We start from the raw sequence: 16,846 nt of genomic DNA on the forward strand, positions 1-16,846 counted from the left end.
CTGTTTTCGACTCCTGTCTGGCGGCACACGCGCCCGGCTGGCATGTGAACCGGGGCTGCCCTACGTCCAAGTGCTCCGACGCCGTTGGGCATCAAGGGCGGGTGGTCCGGCGGTTGCCGGTTCACAGTAGAGGCTGTGTAGGCCGTCGAATGGCGCAGTCTGCAGCCTGTGGGTGCCGGAAACGCTGTCACCCTATGCGACCTGCTTGTATTCGTGGATGAGGCCGCCGAGCCGATCGTGCCGGGAGACCGGTGTGGGGTTGCTGGCTGGCTGTGGTTCAGGGGTGATCAGCGGGTCTGGTGGCCGTTGTTCGAAGGTTCGGTGTGGCCGGTGTCTGTTGTAGTGGTCCGCGTACTCGTTGACGATGAGGCGGAGGTGGGCCTGTCCGGTGATCAGGATGTGGTCGGTGGCCTCGCGGCGGCATGATGCGATCCAGCGTTCGGCGATGGCGTTCATCCGGGGCATCTGGGGCAGTGTGGGGATGACACGCGCGCCGATGGCTTGGAAGACGGCGTCGAAGCTGTCGGTGAAGTACGCGCCGCGGTCCCGGATGAGGTACCTGATCGACTGGGCATGGTCGCCGAGATCCATGAGGTAATTGCGTGCCTGCTGGGTGACCCAGGGGCCGGTGGGGTGTCGGGTGATGCCGGCGATGTGTACACGGCGGGTGCCGTGCTCGATGAAGAACAGCACGAACCAGCGCCGCAGGAAGACCGTGTCGATATGGAAGAGGTCGGTGGCCACGATCGCGGAGGCCTGGGCTTTGAGGAAGGCAGCCCAGGAGCGGTCCGTGCGCTGCGGTGACGGGTCGATCCCGGCCTCCTCGAGAATCTTCCAGACGGTCGAGGCCGCGATGGTGCGTCGCAGACCGACGAGCTCGCCGTGGATGCGGCGGTAGCCCCATCCCGGGTTCTCCCGCGCCAGACGCACGACCAGTTGCCGCAGCGCCTCTGGCTTCGGTGGTCGACCCGGACGACGGGAGGGATAGGTCCACTTCCAGGCGATGAGCCGTGCGTGCCAGCGCAGGACCGACCGCGGAGTGAAGAGCAAGGTCAGTTGCGGACGGCGCTGCTTGCTGACGATCCGGAGCAGTGCTGCCATGACGGCCCTGTCGCACCAGAAGAACCGGGGCCGAGGCCGGTTGCGCTGCGCGATGGCGAGTTGATGCCGAAGCATCAAGATCTCGACATCTTTCGCCGCACTCGAGCGGGCCAGGAGGGCAAGCCATCGGAACGTCTGACAGGCGAGCAGGTAGATCAGCCGTATCACCACGACCGCATGCTCCCTCAGAACACCCTGCGGCTACCCGAGCTCTGGCAAACTCGAACCAGCACGTCAGGCCAGGTGACATACTTTCCGGCACCCACACGGTCGGCCACCGCTGTCGGAAGAGACTGTAGCGCTCATCCAGCGCCTAGCGCGAACGAGGTTGGCACGGCCGCATCGCGCACAAGGGTGAGAAGGCACCGATCCAGGCAAGCCAGGCGTGGCATGTCGAACGCACCCACGCCCGGCAGAACGCCTTCCACCGCCTCGCCCGCTGCTACGAGCGGCGCACCACCGTCATCGACGCCCTCTTCGACCTGACCGACACCATCATCACCGTCCGCGCCCTGAGCCTGCGGGCATGGACCACCCACCGCTGGGACGAACGCCCGAACCGCCGCCCATGAACACCCCTATCCGCGCACCTTATGTCCCGTCGACGTCAGCGCGCGACGTTCCGGTCCTGCATGCGCCAGTGTCTGCTTGAGCCCCACGCTATCGCCGCTGCTATGGAGACCGCTGCGAGCGCCACCCAGCCGAGCGCTCGAACTCCGGCGATGGCAAGCGCAGCGCCACCAGCCAGGGCACCTCCACCGATTCCCAGATTGAAGGCGGCGACGTACCAGGACGAGGCTGTGTCGTGAGCTGTGCCGGCGATGCGCAGAACTGTCGTCTGCAAGCACACTGGTGCGGCTGCGAAGGCCATCCCCCAGACGGCGACAGCCGCCACGGTGACGGGCGTCAGCGAAGCTCCGAATGCCAACAGGCCGATCGTCAGCGCCATCGCTCCAGTGGTCCCGATTATGGCGGCGGACGGCGCGCGGTCCACCCAGAGACCCGCAAGCCACGTGCCGCCGAGCCCTGTCACGCCGTATGTCGCCAGGAGCGTGCTCACTCCGGCGCCGTCCGGTATCCCCGTGCTGTGTAGCAGTGGGGTGACATAGCTGTACAGCGTGAAGTGGCCAAGCACGAGCATCATCGTGGTCATCACCAACGGAAGGAGACCGGGCAGGCACAGTGCATGAGGGCCTCGGCCGGCTTGTTGTGGATTTCCTGGAACCGGCGGAAGCACCCTCATGGCCACGGTCAGCACCAGCAGCGCGGCGAAGGCCACCAGCCAGAAGGCTGCTCGCCAGCCCACAGTGCCGCCCAGCGCAGCGGTCAGGGGCACGCCGAGGACCAGTGCTCCCGAGTTCCCGGCGAAGACGACCGCCGTTGCTCTGCCCGGTCGCTCCGTAGGGGCGAGGGCTGCGGCGTAACCGGCCACGATGGACCAGAACACGCCGTGCGCGGCACCGCAGACGAGCCGGGCAACAGCCAGCAGCGCAAAATTCGTCGCCGCACCGGAGAGGACCGCACCCACGGCGAAGATCCCCACGACCGCGAGAAGGAGGCGCTTCCTCGGCCAGCTCGCGGTCCAAGAGGTCAACGCTGTCGCAGTCATTGCCACCGTGAAGGCATAGGCCGTGAGCAGCATCCCCGTCTGGGACTCGGACACTTCCAGACTCGTGCTGATCGCGGACAGCAACCCGACAGGGAGCATCTCCGTGGTGACCACGATGAAGGTGGCCAGGGCAAGGACCGCCAGGCCGCCGCGGTGCTCTCCCATGGGAACACGCGGCGCGACGGCCTGGCCTTGCACGTCCTTGGTGGTCATGCGGAAATAGGGCCAAGAGACGCCACGAAACGGCGTACGTGGCCGAGCCAGAGCGCCCGGTTGTCCGCGTCGAGGATGTGTCCTGCTCCGGGCAGTTCGAGCAGCGTGGCCCCCTGGATTCCCGCAGCGAGGCGGCGGGAACTCTCCGGAAGCACCAGACGGTCTCCCGTCGGCGCGAACACGAGGGCGGGGGCCGTCACGCCAGTGAGGTCGCCGCGGACGTCCACGCGGGAGACAAGGTCGAAGTGGTCGAGCATGCCGGGAGGCATCGACGCCTTCACCTGCGCCACCGCCTCCTCCACCTCGGTCGGCGACAGCCCGTTCAACTGGCTCTCGGACAGGCACGCCAGGAAAGCCAGCCGGGCCACCTCCTCCCACTCGCCCGCCTTGCCGAGAAGGGCGATCAGTTGGGAGGCGTGTGCGAGGACTGGATCGGCCACGGGAAACCCTGCCGTGAGCACCAGTCCTGTCACCCGTTCGGGATGGCGGGTCGCGGCGCGCACCGCGATGGCAGTCCCCAGGGACTCCCCGAGGATGACGAACGTCTCGTGCCCGCGCGCCACAGCGGAGGCGACAAGGGCGTCGGCGAGCTCGTCGGGATCGAGCGGTTCCGTTGCGACCGGTGTGCTGCCCGCTCCTGGGTAATGCGGACCGATCAGCGTGTGGTCCCGCGCCAGATCGTCGAGTACCAGCCCGAAGTTGCCTTCGATACCGCCGCCGGCACCGTGCGCCAGCAGCAGGGCAGGGCCCCTGCCCTGCACGTACACATCAAGATTCCGTTCAAGAACGGCCTGTTCAGCACTCATGGACACGACGCTAAACTCCGACACCAGTGTCAGAGTCAAGTCGCCGGGAGAGGCAGCACCCCATGCGTATGAAGGAGATGGTCCAGCGGACTGGAGTGCACGAACGACTCCTGCGCTACTACGAACAGCAGGGGCTGCTTGCCCCGACCCGACTTCCCAGCGGATACCGGGAGTACAGCGACGCAGACGTGGAGGCAGTGCGCCGTATCCGTAACCTCCTGACGGCCGGTCTGTCCACCACCGTGATCGCTCAAGTCCTGCCCTGTGTTGCCGACGACAGCGACCGCCTGGTCCCTACGTGTCCGGACTTGGTCCGCCGACTCCAAGGCGAACGGCAGCGGATTACACAGGAGATCGAGGCTCTTCAGACATCGAGGGCCATGCTGGACACGGTGCTCGACGCAGCTCCGTCAGCCCTCGCGAGCGAACAGCCTACGGGGTGTAGCACCCTCCCCGGCACCCGCTTGATTTGCTCGGAATAGCCGGCCTGCCGGCCCGGATGAACTCCGCCAGGGCCGTGAAGACGTGGAAGACCAGGCGCCCGCCGGGCGTGGTCGTGTCGAGCGCCCCGTGCAGCGAGGTGAATCCGATGCCGCGCTTGCGCAGGCCGGACACGATCGCGATGAGGTCCTGGATGGAGCGGCCGAGCCGGTCTCGCGACGGGACGACGAGTGTGTCGCCCTCGCGGAGGAAATCGAGGGCCTTCCACAGCTCCTCGCGTTCGCGTTCTTGCCGGACTTCTTGTCGGCGAAGATCCGGATGCACCCTGCTTCCGTGAGTGCGTAGATCTGTCGGTCGAGCAACTGTCCTTTGGCGGACATGCGTGCGTATGCCACGAGGCCGCCGGGCCGTACGGCCGGAACGGGGGGCGAGGAGATCAGCGGTGTCGTCGTCCTGGGGGTGGCCGCACCCGTCAGATCGTACAGAAATGGGTGCTGCTCAAGTTCTTGAGCACATCCAGCTTCTGACACCAATTATGCGCGCTGCGGATCGGACCTCGGGCCCGAGTGGACCGGCACCAAATACCTAGTTCCATGATCGCTCGCCACTCACTGCGACAAGACCGCCGACTCCCACCGGGGCAGCCGTCCCCTCCCATCGCTCCTGATATCCGGCGTGACACTTTGACGACAACTCCTAGCCCACCCCGTGGGCCCCGGACCGGGCCAGCACTCTTGGGGGCGCGGTTAACCACGGCCTCCCGCACAGTGCCGTCGACCGTGTGGGGCTCGAATAATCGTCGCTCCTGGTCAAGCGGCATAGCTGTACTCGTTGATCACGCCGCCGAGGATGCGGGTACGCAGGACTCGTCGGCTGGCTGGTTTCAGGACCGGAGGTGGTTGTTGGTGGGCCTGGGGAGGTAGTTGGTGTCGGGCTCGGTGGGGGCGGTATGCGTTGTAGTGCCTCTGGTATTCGGCCAGGACCTGGCGTGCGTGAGCTTCGTCGAGGATGAGTGTGTGGGCGAGGGCTTCTCGGCGGAGGGTGCCGATCACGCGTTCGCAGTGGGCGTTGGCTTTCGGCGCGCGGACCGGTGTCTTGATGATCTCGATGTCCTCGGCTTGGAATACGGCGTCGAAGGCGTCGGTGTACTTGCTGTCGCGGTCTCGGATGAGGAAGCGGAGCGCGTCCATGCGTATGCCGAGGTCGGTGGCGAGGTTGCGGGCTTGCTGGGTGGTCCAGGCCGCGGTGGGGTGTGCGGTGACGCCGGCGATGTGCAGGCGCTGGGTGTGGTGCTCGAGGAAGATCAGGGCGTACAGGCGTTGCAGGCTGATGGTGTCGATGTGGAGCGATCAGACTGGTGGCCTGCGCTGAGAGGAACGCGCGCCAGGTTGGGCCGGTGCGGCGTGGTGCGGGGTCGATTCCTGCGGTGTGGAGGATCTGCCAGACGGTCGAGGCGGCGATCGGGTGTCCGAGCCGGGCAAGTTCACCTTGAATCCGGCGGTGGCCCCATTGGCTGTTCTCGCGGGCAAGGCGCAGTACGAGGTCCTTGACGGCGGCCTGCGTGGGCGGCCGTCCGGGACCGCGGCGTCGTCGGGAGTAGTCCCATCGGCGGGCGACGAGCTTGCGATGCCAAGCCAATAGCGTGCTGAGCGTGATGGGGAAGACCTTTGCCCAGCGGCGGCGGGGGATCAGTGAGGACAAGGAGGCGAACCACAGGCGGTCCGCGGGTCCGTACCGTACTCGTCCTTGTAGTTGGCGTCGTAGCACGGCGTTTTCATGGCGCAGGACGAGAAGTTCGGCCTCCTTCGAGGTGTCCCGCCGTAGAAGCACCGTCGGGACGGCGAGAAGGCGTCGAGTCACCTGGTACAGGAGCGACACGAGCATCCCATCATGGTCGCAGCTCTCTGCACCCCGTGGGGTGTTTGACCAGCAGCGATGAATAACCGAGCCCCACACCACCGCAGCCTGAGCCTACGAGCGCCGAACGTCATCCCCCTGCCCGCCGCCACGGTCAGGCGCCAGCAGGTACTCGGCGGACTGCTCAACGAGTACCACACCATGTCAGCCCGAGTGCCTCATCCCCCGGGAGGGAAGCCCAGCTCAGCAGCCTGATCGGAATATTGACATCCTTCAGGCGAGTGGGCCGCCTACGCGTGGACGACCCGCGCAGCGCGGAACCAGAGGTTTCCCTCATTCGCGGAGCTGGTCGCCATGAACGGGACCTGCACAGGCGCATGACGGTTGGTGAGGGCGGCGCGGACGCAGACTGACACGGCACCACCTGAGCGAGTGTCGTCACCGGCTCGGATGGTGCCGTAACCGTCACCGGTGGCTGCCCCGCCGGATGTAGTCGCCCACGCCGACCACCGTCACCACCACGGCCACCGTGATGGAGATGGTCGTTCCTGGATCCTGGACCATCCAGGTGAGTGCTTCGCCGGACGGAGTTCCCTTGGGGCCCAGGGTCAGCGCCATCAGGCCCCATCCGACCGGGAGGGGCCAGGCCCGGGCGGCCCCGACGACGGCCGCGCCCAGCGCGCTGAGGGCCAGGAGCCCGAACACCGCCTGTACGAGCATGCCCTCGGGCACGGCGACCCCACCAGGGCCGGCGCCGAATCGATGGGCCGAGGTGAGCAGCGCCAGCAGCGTGCCACCGAGCGCGGTCACGTGGATGGTACGGATCAGCTTCCAGGGCGCGGCGGTGCTGCGCTCCAGGTCCTCGTCGGGGCCCGCGAGGGTGCGGGCCGTGGCGGCCATGCCGAGCACGATGGCGGTCTGGCCAATGGTGCGTGTCGTGCCCGGGTCGTCGGACGCGTATGAGGACCAGGTGACCGCGGCGGCGGCAAGGAAGACCAGGGCGGTGGCCGGGATCGCCCGGCAGCGCAGGTGGAGGACGGTACGGCGCAGACTGAAGATCATCGTCCCGTCTCCTGCCCCTTGAGGACGCCCATCGGGTCCCCGCAGGTCAGTCCCGCTTTCCGGGCGTCCCCGATCCGCTCGTACCGCTTCTTGTCCGGCAGGGCGCGCAGGGTGTCGTACGCCGTGCGCGCCGAGGGAGTCAGTTGCCGCGGGAGTGGGTCCTTCACGAGGAGCGCGGTCATCGCTTGGGAGGCGCCCAGCGCCCGGTTCCACTCCCTGTCCTCGGGGTAGCAGCCGACGTTCACCGTGGCCAGCCGGGCAGCGCTGCCGAGGAGCTGATCCGGGGGCCAGGCGAGGCCGCCTTCCCTGGTCTGGTAAGAGAGCTCGACACGCACCGTGTCGAGGTCTGCGCGATCGGCCGGTGGTGTGCCGTCGTCCTCGAACATCCAGGTCGTGGTGTCTTCGTGTACCCGCTTGGGACCGTCGGGCACCTTGGCGAAGGCGGCGAGCAGCTGCCGCGCCGGTCCGGTGAAGTCCCGCAGGGTGCGGGCGTGCACTGTGGTGACGCAAACGCGGTCGTCTTCCGGTGCGCACACCATGGCGGTGGCCCCCGGGTCGGGGACCACCGCGGCCGAGGGCGCGGCCAACGCCCCGGCCACCAGCCCGGCTACGGCTGGGATCATGGCCCACGCCCGGGCTCGCGCGGTGGCCGCGACGGCCAGGAGGATGCCGGTCACGGCCACGGCGGCGAACCAGATGAGTTGTGCCACCGACAGGGACGTGAGCACCCGGTGGAAGTCGTCCGTCCACGGCGGTGACGGCTTGACTATGTTCAGCAGGGGGCGGGGCCGGGCGTCTCCCGGCTCGCCCTGCGCCAGGAGGAGGAAGAGCACCACCGCGCCCAGCGGGGCCGCTACGGGCGTCGGCGCCATGCGCCCGATGCCGAATCCCAGGAGCGCGACGGCCAGAACCCCCAGGAGAGCCACGGTCAGGCCGAGGAGCCACGTGCCGTCGTCATAGGTGGTGTACGGCGCGATGGTGGTGGCCGCGCCGGCCGACAGCGTCGCCTGGGCCAGTCCGGCCACGCCGGCGATGACGAGGAACGCGGGGGCGAGGCGCCCGAGGCGTGGCCGTGGCGTCGTGGCCAGCAGTTCGGTGACGTCGGCGCGCCGCTCCCGGCCGCCGTGCCAGATACCGGCGGCCAGCGTCACCGGCGTGGCGACCAGGGTGGGGAGTCTGAGCGAATAGAGCAGGGCCGACCAACTCGCAGACGATTGGTCGGCGCCCAGCCACACAGCGGCGGAGAGGCCGAGCAGAACCACGAACAGTGGCACAGCGATCGAGCGCTTGACTTCCAAGCACATCGCACGGAACATCACGCCCTGCTTTCGGCCAGCGGTTCAGTGGGGTGTCGACGGGTGTGGCCCTTCATCACGCCGCCCGGCCCTTGTCCGCGCGGTGGCGGTTCAGCAGGGCCGAGTACCCCCGTTCGATGTCGCTGTCGCCGGCGTCGGCATCGGTGCCCGCGCCGCGGAGGTGGTCCGGGTGGCCGGAGAAGACCGTACGGCCCTCGTCGACGAGCAGCACGCTGGTGCACGCCGCGCCGACATCCTCGACCAGGTGGGTCGAGACCAGAACGCAGGCCTGCCCTCCGATGTCGCGCAGCAGGTCGCGGAAGTCCATGCGCTGGGCCGGGTCGAGTCCCACCGTCGGCTCGTCGAGCAGCAGGATGTCGGGATCGTTGACGATCGCCTGGGCGATGCCGGCCCGGCGCAGCATTCCTCCGGACAGCGAGCTCATACGGTCATCCGCGCGGCCGGTGAGCCCGACGCGGTCGATCGCGTACTGGACCCGTTCAGGTATCCGCGTTCGGGGCACCTCCTTCAGCCAGGCCATGTACTCGACGAACTCGCGTACGGTGAAGCGCCGGTAGTAGCCGAACGTCTGCGGCAGGTAGCCGAGCCGACGTCGCAGATCGCGCAGCTCTCGACGGCTCGCGTGCGGGGCGGTGCCCAGGAGTTCCAGCTCGCCGCCGTGCGGGGTCAGGAGGGTGGCGAGCGTGCGGATCAACGTGGTCTTGCCGGCGCCGTTGGGACCGAGCAGGCCGTGCACGCCCGTGCCCAGGTTCAGATCGAGCCCGTCGACGGCGGTGCGGCGGCCCACTCGCACGGTCAGCGCGTGCGTGCGGATGTGATGGGCGTACAGGATCGGGGCCGTCTCGTTCGGATGAATGGTGCGGACCATGGTCAAGGCTCCTTGGTGCGGAGGGCGGGGGTGGGGAACGGGGGTGCGCGGTGGGCTCAGCGAAGGCTAGCCCGGCCCTCGCGGGGGTGGAGGTAGGCGTCTCGGCGCAGGACGACGGCGGCGCTCAGCACGATGGCCAGGGCGGTCCAGCCCGGGGCGGTGGACTGGCCCAGGTAGGGAGGCAGCGCGCCCTCGTTGAGAGCGGGAACGGTCACGAAAGCAGCCCAGGCGGCACTCAGTCCCGTGGCGGCGCGCTGCATGCCCACCACACTGCCCAGTGCCAGACTCCCGCTGGTCAGCGCAAGCGCCGGCAACAGGATCAGCGCAGGTGCGGTGCCGCACGCCCAGCCGGCGATGAGCAGAGCGGGGATCACGACGGCCAGGACGGCCACGGTCCTGCGCAGTACCAGCGACAGTCCCGTCCGTGGGGTGGCGGCGGCCAGTTCGTGGCTGGGATCGGAGTGCGGCCCCCAGCTCGCCGCTACCCCCAGCAGCGGCATCAGGGGGGCCAGGAGCAGCAGCACAAGGGAGCCACCATAGGCGGCTGAGGACAGGATCAACGCGAGGAGCGTGACCAGTACGGTTCCCATGACCCAGGGTCCCAGGACCGGGGGCGCCCACCGGGCCAGCCCGGACCGGAACCCGGACCACCGGCGGGGCCTGGTCGTCGGCAGCGATGCGGCCAAGCGCTCGTGCACCCCATCCACCACGGCCATGGTCGCCGGACTGTGGACGCGGACCACCTCGGCCACCTCGGCCTGGCAGATTCCGCACTGCTCCAAGTGGGCCTCCACCGTCCACAACGCCCCCGCGCTGAGCGGGGCGTGGGCGTCCTGCTTCTCCGTACGCGGTACGTGGGGGTCGTGGGTGCCCGTACCGAGGACGTAGCGCACCAAGGCGCCGTGCGAGGGGTGATCGGAACCGGACGCAGGCATGCGGTCAGCGGTCATGACAGAGCCTTTCGCAGTTCTGAACGGGCGCGGCGGGCACGTGTCTTGACGGTGCCTTCGGGAATCCGCAGCAGCGCGGAGGTCTCACGAGTGGTCAGCCCATCGAGCACCATGGCGGTCAGAACCTGGTGGAGCTCGGGCGCCAGCCGTTCCAACGCGGCTCCCAGGTCCCCACCGACGGTGGCCTCGAGCGCTTCGTACTCCGCGGAGGGAGCCTCGGGAGCGGGGGCGGAGGACAGCGGGAGCGTGGCGTGCCGCCCGCGGCTGCGGAAGGCGTCCACCAGTCGCCTGGCGGCGATCGTCCATAACCAGCCGCCGGCCTCCTCCCGCCCCACGCTGCCGGCGAAGGACGCCGCCGCCCGCCATACCGCCAGGTAGGTCTCCTGGAGCACTTCCGCGACGATCTCGTCGTCCGCGCAGCGGCGACGCAGCCGCGCCGTCAACCAGGGAGCGCTACGCCGGTACAGCTCGTCGAAGGCAGCCATGTCCCCGCGGGCGATGCGCCGGACCAGTTGTGCCTCGGTCATCGAGGCCGGTGAACGTCTCACGTCCAGGGCTGACGGAGACCGGTGCCGTTGGGTTTTCACTCACAGTATGAGCTGAACCACACTTTCGTGGGCCTGTCGGGGGGAGGGTCAGGAACCGGCCACGACGGCGGATGGTCAGCCATGACCAGTGTTGGGCAGAGAGCGGCCTTGTCCATGAGCAGCGGGCCACCGCACCATCAATCGCCGATGTCACTGAGGCGGAAGCCGCCACCTAAACGTGAAAGCTCTCCCTGGCCGAACCTCCCGCGTTGTGAAACGCCTCCTCCGTCGCGGGTCGGTCGCGTCTCCTCAGCCGCGCAGCCAGTGCACACCCGTCGCGTTCACCGACAGCTGGAAGAGTTACTGATCTCTATGCACCAACTGACCACGCTCGTCCAGTACCCGCTGGACCTGGCCGGTATCTTCGCCTTCGCGTTATCCGGGGCGCTTCTCGCCGTCCGCAAGGATTTCGACTTCTTCGGAACGGCAGTCCTGGCCGAGGTCACCGGAGTGGGCGGCGGGCTCTTCCGCGACCTGGTGCTCGGAGTCAAGCCCATCGCCTTCACCGACCTCGGCTACGCCCTCAGCCCACTCGTCGCCGCGGCTCTCGTCTTCTTCAGCGTGACCGTCCAGCGCCATGAGATGGCCTGTGAGGTGCTCGACGCCGCCGCTCTGGGGCTCTTCAGCGTCACCGGCACGATGAAGGCACTCGGCTATGGGTTCGGGCTGCTCCCGGCCGCCGCGCTAGGGGTCGCCACCGCCGTGGGCGGAGGCGCCTTCAGCAGCGTCCTGGCCCGTGAGATCCCGTCGGTCCTGCGCTGGGACAAGGACCTGTACGCCCTGCCCGCGGTGACGGGCGCCGGCGGGGCGGCAGCCTTGTACGCACTCGAGACGCTGACGGTTGCCACGGCGACGTGGGTGGCCATGAGCGCCTTCGTCCTGCGGGTTCTCGCTCTCCACTACCACTGGCGCACTCCGCGGTCGCTCACCTGGCGGAGGAAGCACGTGGCCGGACTCTCTCCGTCGGCCCAACCCCTGATGGCTCAGCACGCGAGCATGCTGCCGCAGCCTCCCCACACCCTCCAGCACACCGTGCGCATGCGCCTTCCCGGGCCGATGGCGCGCGGACGCGGGCAGGAGCGTGACCACACTCCGAGCCCGCGGCTCCCTTCTGAGCACACGCTCCAGCTGCGGCTGCACGTTCGCTCCTCTCCCCGCCGCACGCCCTCACACGAAGCGCGAACGGGCACGTGACCGCACGGCTGGTCGCCTTGGGCGCAGGCCGTCCGGGGTGACCGGTCCGTGGTCGCTCAGCGGGGGGTTGCTCCGTGCAGTTCCTGCCGCCAGAGCAGGTCGCTGACCTGCTGGATACCGAGGGTGAGGTGGCGGCGGTAGGTACTGAACGGCAGCCCCAGACGCCGGGCGGCCGCTTCTTGGGTCGGTGCCCCATTGATGAACGTCATGGTCAGGGCGCGGTGCGCCTTCGTGCTGCGGGGGTCGCTGTCCAAGGTGTCGATCGCGCCCTTGAGTACATCCCGCAGGGACGTGCCGGTGTCGGCGACCAGCCTGCTGCGGGAGAGGGGGTTGCTGGACAGGGCGTCGGGCCGGTGCCAGCACCGCAGCGCGTCGCGGAGGGCGGCGTCGAATTCGGGCCGTGACAGCACGGCCAGCTCGCGTGCGGGCACGGGTGACTGGGCCGTGGGGTGGGATGCGTCCACAATGCTGGCGCGCGCGAGCAAGCGTTCCATCGGCACCGCCCGCCAGTCGTGGCCGAACAACGCGTAACTGCGGCCTCCGACGGCCGCATCGGTCGCCATCCGGTGATGCGCGCCGTATGCCATCGCCGGTGCCCATAAGTCCGGGTCGGCGAAGACGATGAACGACCAAGCGGCTCGTCGGGTCAGGAGAACCTCGGCCATGATCCGCAGCAGCGTCAGGTCCATTACCGCCGACGGGCGCTGGTAGGCGGCCGGGTACACCATGAAGCGCGCGATCCCCAGATGCTCACCGGGCCGGAGGGGGCCCGCGGCGCGGCTGTGCGTCCACGCCGCGCCTGCCACCGGATCGGCCCTCAACTCCTCCTCGCTCGGGTCCGACAGCTGGAGCCAGGCCATGAACCCCACGAGCTCCCCGGTGTCGGACCGCCGGTGGACCCGGAATGCCTCGGGCTGCCGGTCGAGCCAGAAGTCCACAAGGGCGGAGGATTGGCTCCCTTCCGCCTGGGCGGCCAGCCGCAGCAGGACAGGCCGGTCCTCCTTGCGGAACTCCTCCTCCCGAAACTCCTCTTCATCCTGCCAGGTGATGGCGTCGTTGAGAGGGCCGCTGGCGCCGTGCAAGTACATGATGGGCCTCATCGCGGCGATCACATGCGCGCTGTCGGCCATGGTGGCACGCTCCATCAGGTGATCGCGGATACGGCTGTGCATGACGGCAAAGCCCTGGGGGTCACGCCACCGCAGGTCCGCGTTGAGCGCCTGGCGTATGACATCGTGCGGATACACGCCCTGTGGCCCCGACTCCACAAACGGCAGCCGGCGCAGCCAGGTGAAGAGGCTTCCCGTATCTTCCTCCGGCATGGCTGCCCGCAGCAGTTCCTCGGTCGTGGTGCGTGCGTGGCAGCACACCTCCAGCGCGTGCCGGTGAGCCAACGACGGCAGCTCACCGACCAGATGAGCCAGCAGCCTGGCACATACGTCCTGTGCCGGAAGCTCCCCGACCGCCGCCGCGGGGTCCTGGAGGGCGACCTCGGCGGCCAGCGACAGGGCCAGCGGATGCCCGCTGGCGAATGCCAGCAACGGCGCATGCGCTACACCACGCGACTCCAGCAGCGCCACCGCGTCCTCAGGCGGCAGGTCACCAAGGCGCACCACGCGCACCACGTCCGCCCACCCCGGATCGGTCTCCCAGATCGAGGCCGGTTCCTGGCGCCCCGCGATGACCGTCAGCGCCCGGGACGGCAAACGAGGCAGGAAACTCTCCCGCAACCAGCCCTCGAGTGCCTGGCAATGTTCGAAGTCGTCCACCAGCAGCACCGCACCGTCACTGGAGAACACCTGCGCGGCCGCGGCCTCGAATCCCACCGGAGAGGGGTCGATCGTCCGCCCGCTGACCTCGACCACCATCCGCCCGGCGGCACGGGTGTCCTCACCGAAGCGTCGCAGCAGGGTGGACTTGCCCACGCCCCCGAGCCCGTGGAGGTACAGCACCGCGAACGAGCCCGGCTCACCGTCCAGCGCCGACCGGAACAGCGCCAACTCCCCGGCCCGGCCCACGAAAGCACGGTTCCGCGCGGCGTCCAGACGTTGTGCGAGTCTGCCATCCGAAGGGTCGTCAAGGTAGTGCATGCGCGCACTATATGGGACTGCCGCAGGCTGCTCCGCACCCGCGGAAGCTCGGCATGCAAGTCGCAGTTCAGCGGTTCCGGTTATGCGGTAACACCTTGGTGAAAGAGCCATAACCGGACTGCTGCGAGCCCGGTAACGGACCGGCCCCAGGGCACGTCCGTTGTGCCGACGGCACCTGATGTCTTGCCCACCTACGCATGGATACCCCTGACAGCGCTCATCAGGACCCGCGCTGGAAGTCGAAAGGAAAGGTGCTCCCATGACTGTCCACAGTGACGGCGCTGTCTCCACGACCGGTGCCGCACCCCACACGGACCTGCCGCTGACGGTGGCGTCGTCGGCGCAGCGGCGCATGTGGTTGCAGTCCGGTCTCGCCCCGGAGGACACCGCGAACGGCACCATCGGCTGGACACTGCGTGGGCCACTCGACGTGGCAGCGCTCTCCGGCGCACTGCAGTTGCTGGTCGACCGGCACGAGGTGCTGCGTACCGGCTTCGTCGCCGTCGACGGTGAGCCGTACCAACACGTCCACGACCCGTCGCCTCGGCGAGATCATCCCGGTGGAGATCCCGGGGGCGACCGCGGAAGAACGCGACGAGCACCTGCGGCAACTCGTCATGCGAGACGCCGGCCGCCGCCCCTTCGGCCTGGGCGGCGAGATGTTCCGGGCTCGGCTGTACCGCCTTGAACCGGAATTGCACACGCTGACGCTCACCATGCCGCACATCGCCTTCGACGACTGGTCCCTGGAGGTGCTGGAACGCGAACTGGAGATCGGCTACGGCGCGCTTCTCGACGGCACCACCCTTGAACTGCCCGAACCGGTGGTGTCCTACCGGAGTACGCCGAGCGGTGACATCGTCATCAGCACCCGGCCCAAGAGCGGTACCACGTGATGCAGATGATCTGCGCACTGCTGGTCTTCCAGAGGACGGATCTCCCGCTTCCGCTGCGCGAACTGTCACCCTGGCTGGACTGCACGATGGTGCCCATCCACGACGTGCTCGAGAAGCTGTCCGCCCAGCGACATCGGCGATTCGTCAAGACTCACACGCCACTGGACGGCATTTTCCTCGACCCACGCGCCCACTACATCGTCGTCGCACGACATCCACTCGACATGGCGGTGTCGACGTATCACCAAGTGAGCAACCTGGACAGGGCAAGGATGCGTGCAGCTCACCGGTCGCCCGGAGCGCGCCGCGCCACCGCCGCTGCACGAGTGGCTGCTCCAGTGGATCGACACCGACGTCTCGCCGCGCGCGGACATGGACTCGTTGCCCTGTGCCATGTGGCATCTGACGGACGCATGGAACCGACGCGGTGCGTCCAACGTCACGCTGGTGCACTACGACGAACTGTCCACGCACCTCGGCAGTGAGATGCGGCGCGTGGCGAACCTGCTCGGTATCACCGTGCCCGAGCGGACCTGGCCCGAGTTGATCGAGGCGGCGACCTTCGCGAGCAGGCGGGACGCGGCACATTGTCTCGCCCCTGACTCGGCCGACATTTTCAAGGACGCGACGGCCTTTTTCCGCCGCGGTGGCTCCGGGGCGGGCCGTGACGTGCTCTCCTCGGACGAACTGGCCCGTTACCATGATCGTGTGGCGCACATGGCGCCTTCGGACCTGCTCGACTGGCTGCACGGACCACCATCACACTCCGGCGCCGCAATCGCCGTGAATGGTCTGTCATGAGCAGTAATCGGGCAACGATCGGCCTTCCTCATGAGCAGCCGAACCCCACACCCTGGGATTCCGGTGCCAAACGTGCCGGAAAACGGCCGAATCGCCCACCGCGGAAGGACCATCATGTCGATCAACTCCTTCATCGCCGCTCGCGCCCGCACCCTGCGCGTCGCGACCCCTCGTCCCGTCGGGGGAGCCAACAGGAACGTCACCACGCGCCACCGCACACCTACCGTCCGGACCGTCGCCGCCTCGATGCTGGCCGTCGCCGCCCTGACCCTGACCACCGCGTGCAGTGGGGAGAGCGGCACCGGTACCAAGGCCGAAGGTAGGGCCGACTCCGCCTCGGGCGAGGAGCACGGCTCTCAGGTCGACACCTTGGGCGGCGGCGCCATCAAGCAGCAGGCCGGCGCGGAAAACGCGGCCCGGACCGCCGGCAGCGAAGGCGCCAAGACCGAGCCGATCGGCAACTGCGACATCAACAAGACGGTCTTCAACCTCCAGGACGTCCAGCGGCCCGTCAACCACATGCTGCTCTCGGCGACCAACGGGGCCGGCGTCGACTGCAAGCTCGTCGGTTTCCCGCGCCTGAAGTTCGGCGCGGACGCGCAGGCCGCCACCCCTGTCATCGAGGAGAGCAAGCCGCAGTCCGTCATCGTCCTCGCCCCGGGGGAGAGTGCCTACGCGGGAATCACCACCTCCTCGGCCGACGGCTCGGGCGAGCACGGCCGCGAGGTCAACTCCCTGGAGGTGTTCATCGAGGGCAACGAGGACGGCACGAACGTCGAACTGCCCGGCGGCTCCGTCTACGTCGACAGCGGCGCCCGGGTGACGTACTGGCAGGACAATGTGGACGACGCCCTCGCCTGGTGACCTGTCACGGCTCACCGGCCCACCTGTCTGAGAGTCCCTGGCAGACCAGACCAGGACTTCCGGGCTGGGGCACCGATCCTTCGGCATGAGACGACCACCAGTGCCGAGGAGACCACGTCGCCCGCAAGCAGGATGAGTATCCTCGCCGGCAGCGGCTGTTGATCCCGGCGCGACCGAGTCGCCGAGGTACT

At 68.5% G+C, this 16,846-nt stretch carries 14 protein-coding genes and 5 pseudogenes; 8 read left to right on the plus strand and 11 right to left on the minus strand.

Going from position 1 to position 16,846, the window contains the following annotated elements; all coding sequences use genetic code 11:
* Positions 1–192: 192 nt before the first annotated feature.
* Positions 193–1,272, minus strand: coding sequence for an integrase core domain-containing protein (locus tag ACZ6CL_RS29820; RefSeq protein ID WP_468941090.1), 1,080 nt, complete (start codon positions 1,270–1,272; stop codon positions 193–195).
* Positions 1,273–1,421: 149 nt separating this feature from the next.
* Here ACZ6CL_RS29820 and ACZ6CL_RS29825 point away from each other — a divergent pair.
* A pseudogene (locus tag ACZ6CL_RS29825) lies at positions 1,422–1,673 on the plus strand (IS5/IS1182 family transposase); the annotation flags it as partial.
* Positions 1,674–1,708: 35 nt separating this feature from the next.
* On the opposite strand, the gene ACZ6CL_RS29830 reads toward ACZ6CL_RS29825, so the two are convergent.
* Both ACZ6CL_RS29830 and ACZ6CL_RS29835 read right to left on the minus strand, forming a co-directional pair.
* On the minus strand, positions 1,709–2,923 hold the full coding sequence (locus tag ACZ6CL_RS29830; RefSeq protein ID WP_468941093.1) for an MFS transporter: 1,215 nt from the start codon (positions 2,921–2,923) through the stop codon (positions 1,709–1,711).
* Positions 2,920–3,729, minus strand: coding sequence for an alpha/beta fold hydrolase (locus ACZ6CL_RS29835; protein WP_468941095.1), 810 nt, complete (start codon positions 3,727–3,729; stop codon positions 2,920–2,922). The genes ACZ6CL_RS29830 and ACZ6CL_RS29835 overlap by 4 nt, the downstream gene beginning before the upstream one ends.
* A gap of 62 nt (positions 3,730–3,791) precedes the next feature.
* Between ACZ6CL_RS29835 and ACZ6CL_RS29840 the strand changes: the two genes are divergently transcribed.
* Positions 3,792–4,211 (plus strand): MerR family transcriptional regulator, encoded by a 420-nt coding sequence (locus tag ACZ6CL_RS29840; protein ID WP_468941098.1) that lies wholly within the window; start codon positions 3,792–3,794, stop codon positions 4,209–4,211.
* On the opposite strand, the pseudogene ACZ6CL_RS29845 reads toward ACZ6CL_RS29840, so the two are convergent.
* The 7 genes and pseudogenes from ACZ6CL_RS29845 to ACZ6CL_RS29875 all read right to left on the minus strand — a co-directional run bounded on the left by ACZ6CL_RS29845 (position 4,162) and on the right by ACZ6CL_RS29875 (position 10,750).
* Positions 4,162–4,550: pseudogene (locus tag ACZ6CL_RS29845) on the minus strand (recombinase family protein). The gene ACZ6CL_RS29840 and the pseudogene ACZ6CL_RS29845 overlap by 50 nt on opposite strands.
* 429 nt (positions 4,551–4,979) lie before the next feature.
* Positions 4,980–6,054, minus strand: a pseudogene (locus ACZ6CL_RS29850) (integrase core domain-containing protein).
* A gap of 438 nt (positions 6,055–6,492) precedes the next feature.
* Positions 6,493–7,089 carry a hypothetical protein gene (locus ACZ6CL_RS29855; protein WP_468941100.1) on the minus strand — a complete coding sequence of 199 codons (597 nt, stop codon included), beginning with the start codon at positions 7,087–7,089 and terminating at the stop codon, positions 6,493–6,495.
* On the minus strand, positions 7,086–8,393 hold the full coding sequence (locus tag ACZ6CL_RS29860) for a hypothetical protein (RefSeq protein ID WP_468941103.1): 1,308 nt from the start codon (positions 8,391–8,393) through the stop codon (positions 7,086–7,088). The genes ACZ6CL_RS29855 and ACZ6CL_RS29860 overlap by 4 nt, the downstream gene beginning before the upstream one ends.
* A gap of 67 nt (positions 8,394–8,460) precedes the next feature.
* Positions 8,461–9,273 (minus strand): ATP-binding cassette domain-containing protein, encoded by an 813-nt coding sequence (locus tag ACZ6CL_RS29865; protein WP_468941105.1) that lies wholly within the window; start codon positions 9,271–9,273, stop codon positions 8,461–8,463.
* 56 nt (positions 9,274–9,329) lie between these two features.
* A complete protein-coding gene (locus ACZ6CL_RS29870; protein ID WP_468941107.1) occupies positions 9,330–10,223 on the minus strand; it encodes a zf-HC2 domain-containing protein in 894 nt (297 codons plus the stop codon).
* A complete protein-coding gene (locus tag ACZ6CL_RS29875; protein WP_179937902.1) occupies positions 10,220–10,750 on the minus strand; it encodes an RNA polymerase sigma factor in 531 nt (176 codons plus the stop codon). Before ACZ6CL_RS29875 ends, ACZ6CL_RS29870 begins: the two co-directional genes overlap by 4 nt.
* Positions 10,751–11,122: 372 nt before the next feature.
* Here ACZ6CL_RS29875 and ACZ6CL_RS29880 point away from each other — a divergent pair, with 372 nt between their 5' ends.
* Positions 11,123–12,004, plus strand: coding sequence for a trimeric intracellular cation channel family protein (locus ACZ6CL_RS29880; protein ID WP_468941110.1), 882 nt, complete (start codon positions 11,123–11,125; stop codon positions 12,002–12,004).
* Between the two features lie 56 nt (positions 12,005–12,060).
* On the opposite strand, the gene ACZ6CL_RS29885 is transcribed toward ACZ6CL_RS29880, so the two are convergent.
* Positions 12,061–14,094: an ATP-binding protein gene (locus tag ACZ6CL_RS29885; protein ID WP_468941113.1), complete on the minus strand. Its 2,034-nt coding sequence runs from the start codon at positions 14,092–14,094 to the stop codon at positions 12,061–12,063.
* Positions 14,095–14,446: 352 nt separating this feature from the next.
* Between ACZ6CL_RS29885 and ACZ6CL_RS29890 the strand changes: the two are divergent.
* The 5 genes and pseudogenes from ACZ6CL_RS29890 to ACZ6CL_RS29910 form a co-directional block, all read left to right on the plus strand.
* Positions 14,447–14,575, plus strand: a pseudogene (locus ACZ6CL_RS29890) (hypothetical protein); the annotation flags it as partial.
* A gap of 28 nt (positions 14,576–14,603) precedes the next feature.
* Positions 14,604–14,990 (plus strand): condensation domain-containing protein, encoded by a 387-nt coding sequence (locus tag ACZ6CL_RS29895; RefSeq protein ID WP_468941115.1) that lies wholly within the window; start codon positions 14,604–14,606, stop codon positions 14,988–14,990.
* Positions 14,991–14,995: 5 nt separating this feature from the next.
* Positions 14,996–15,253, plus strand: a pseudogene (locus ACZ6CL_RS29900) (sulfotransferase domain-containing protein); the annotation flags it as partial.
* Positions 15,254–15,266: 13 nt separating this feature from the next.
* Positions 15,267–15,791 carry a sulfotransferase domain-containing protein gene (locus ACZ6CL_RS29905; protein WP_468941118.1) on the plus strand — a complete coding sequence of 175 codons (525 nt, stop codon included), beginning with the start codon at positions 15,267–15,269 and terminating at the stop codon, positions 15,789–15,791.
* A 114-nt stretch (positions 15,792–15,905) separates the two neighbouring features.
* On the plus strand, positions 15,906–16,655 hold the full coding sequence (locus ACZ6CL_RS29910) for a DUF4232 domain-containing protein (protein ID WP_468941121.1): 750 nt from the start codon (positions 15,906–15,908) through the stop codon (positions 16,653–16,655).
* The last annotated feature ends 191 nt before the right edge of the window (positions 16,656–16,846 follow it).

This window comes from Streptomyces sp. NPDC041200, assembly GCF_055591805.1.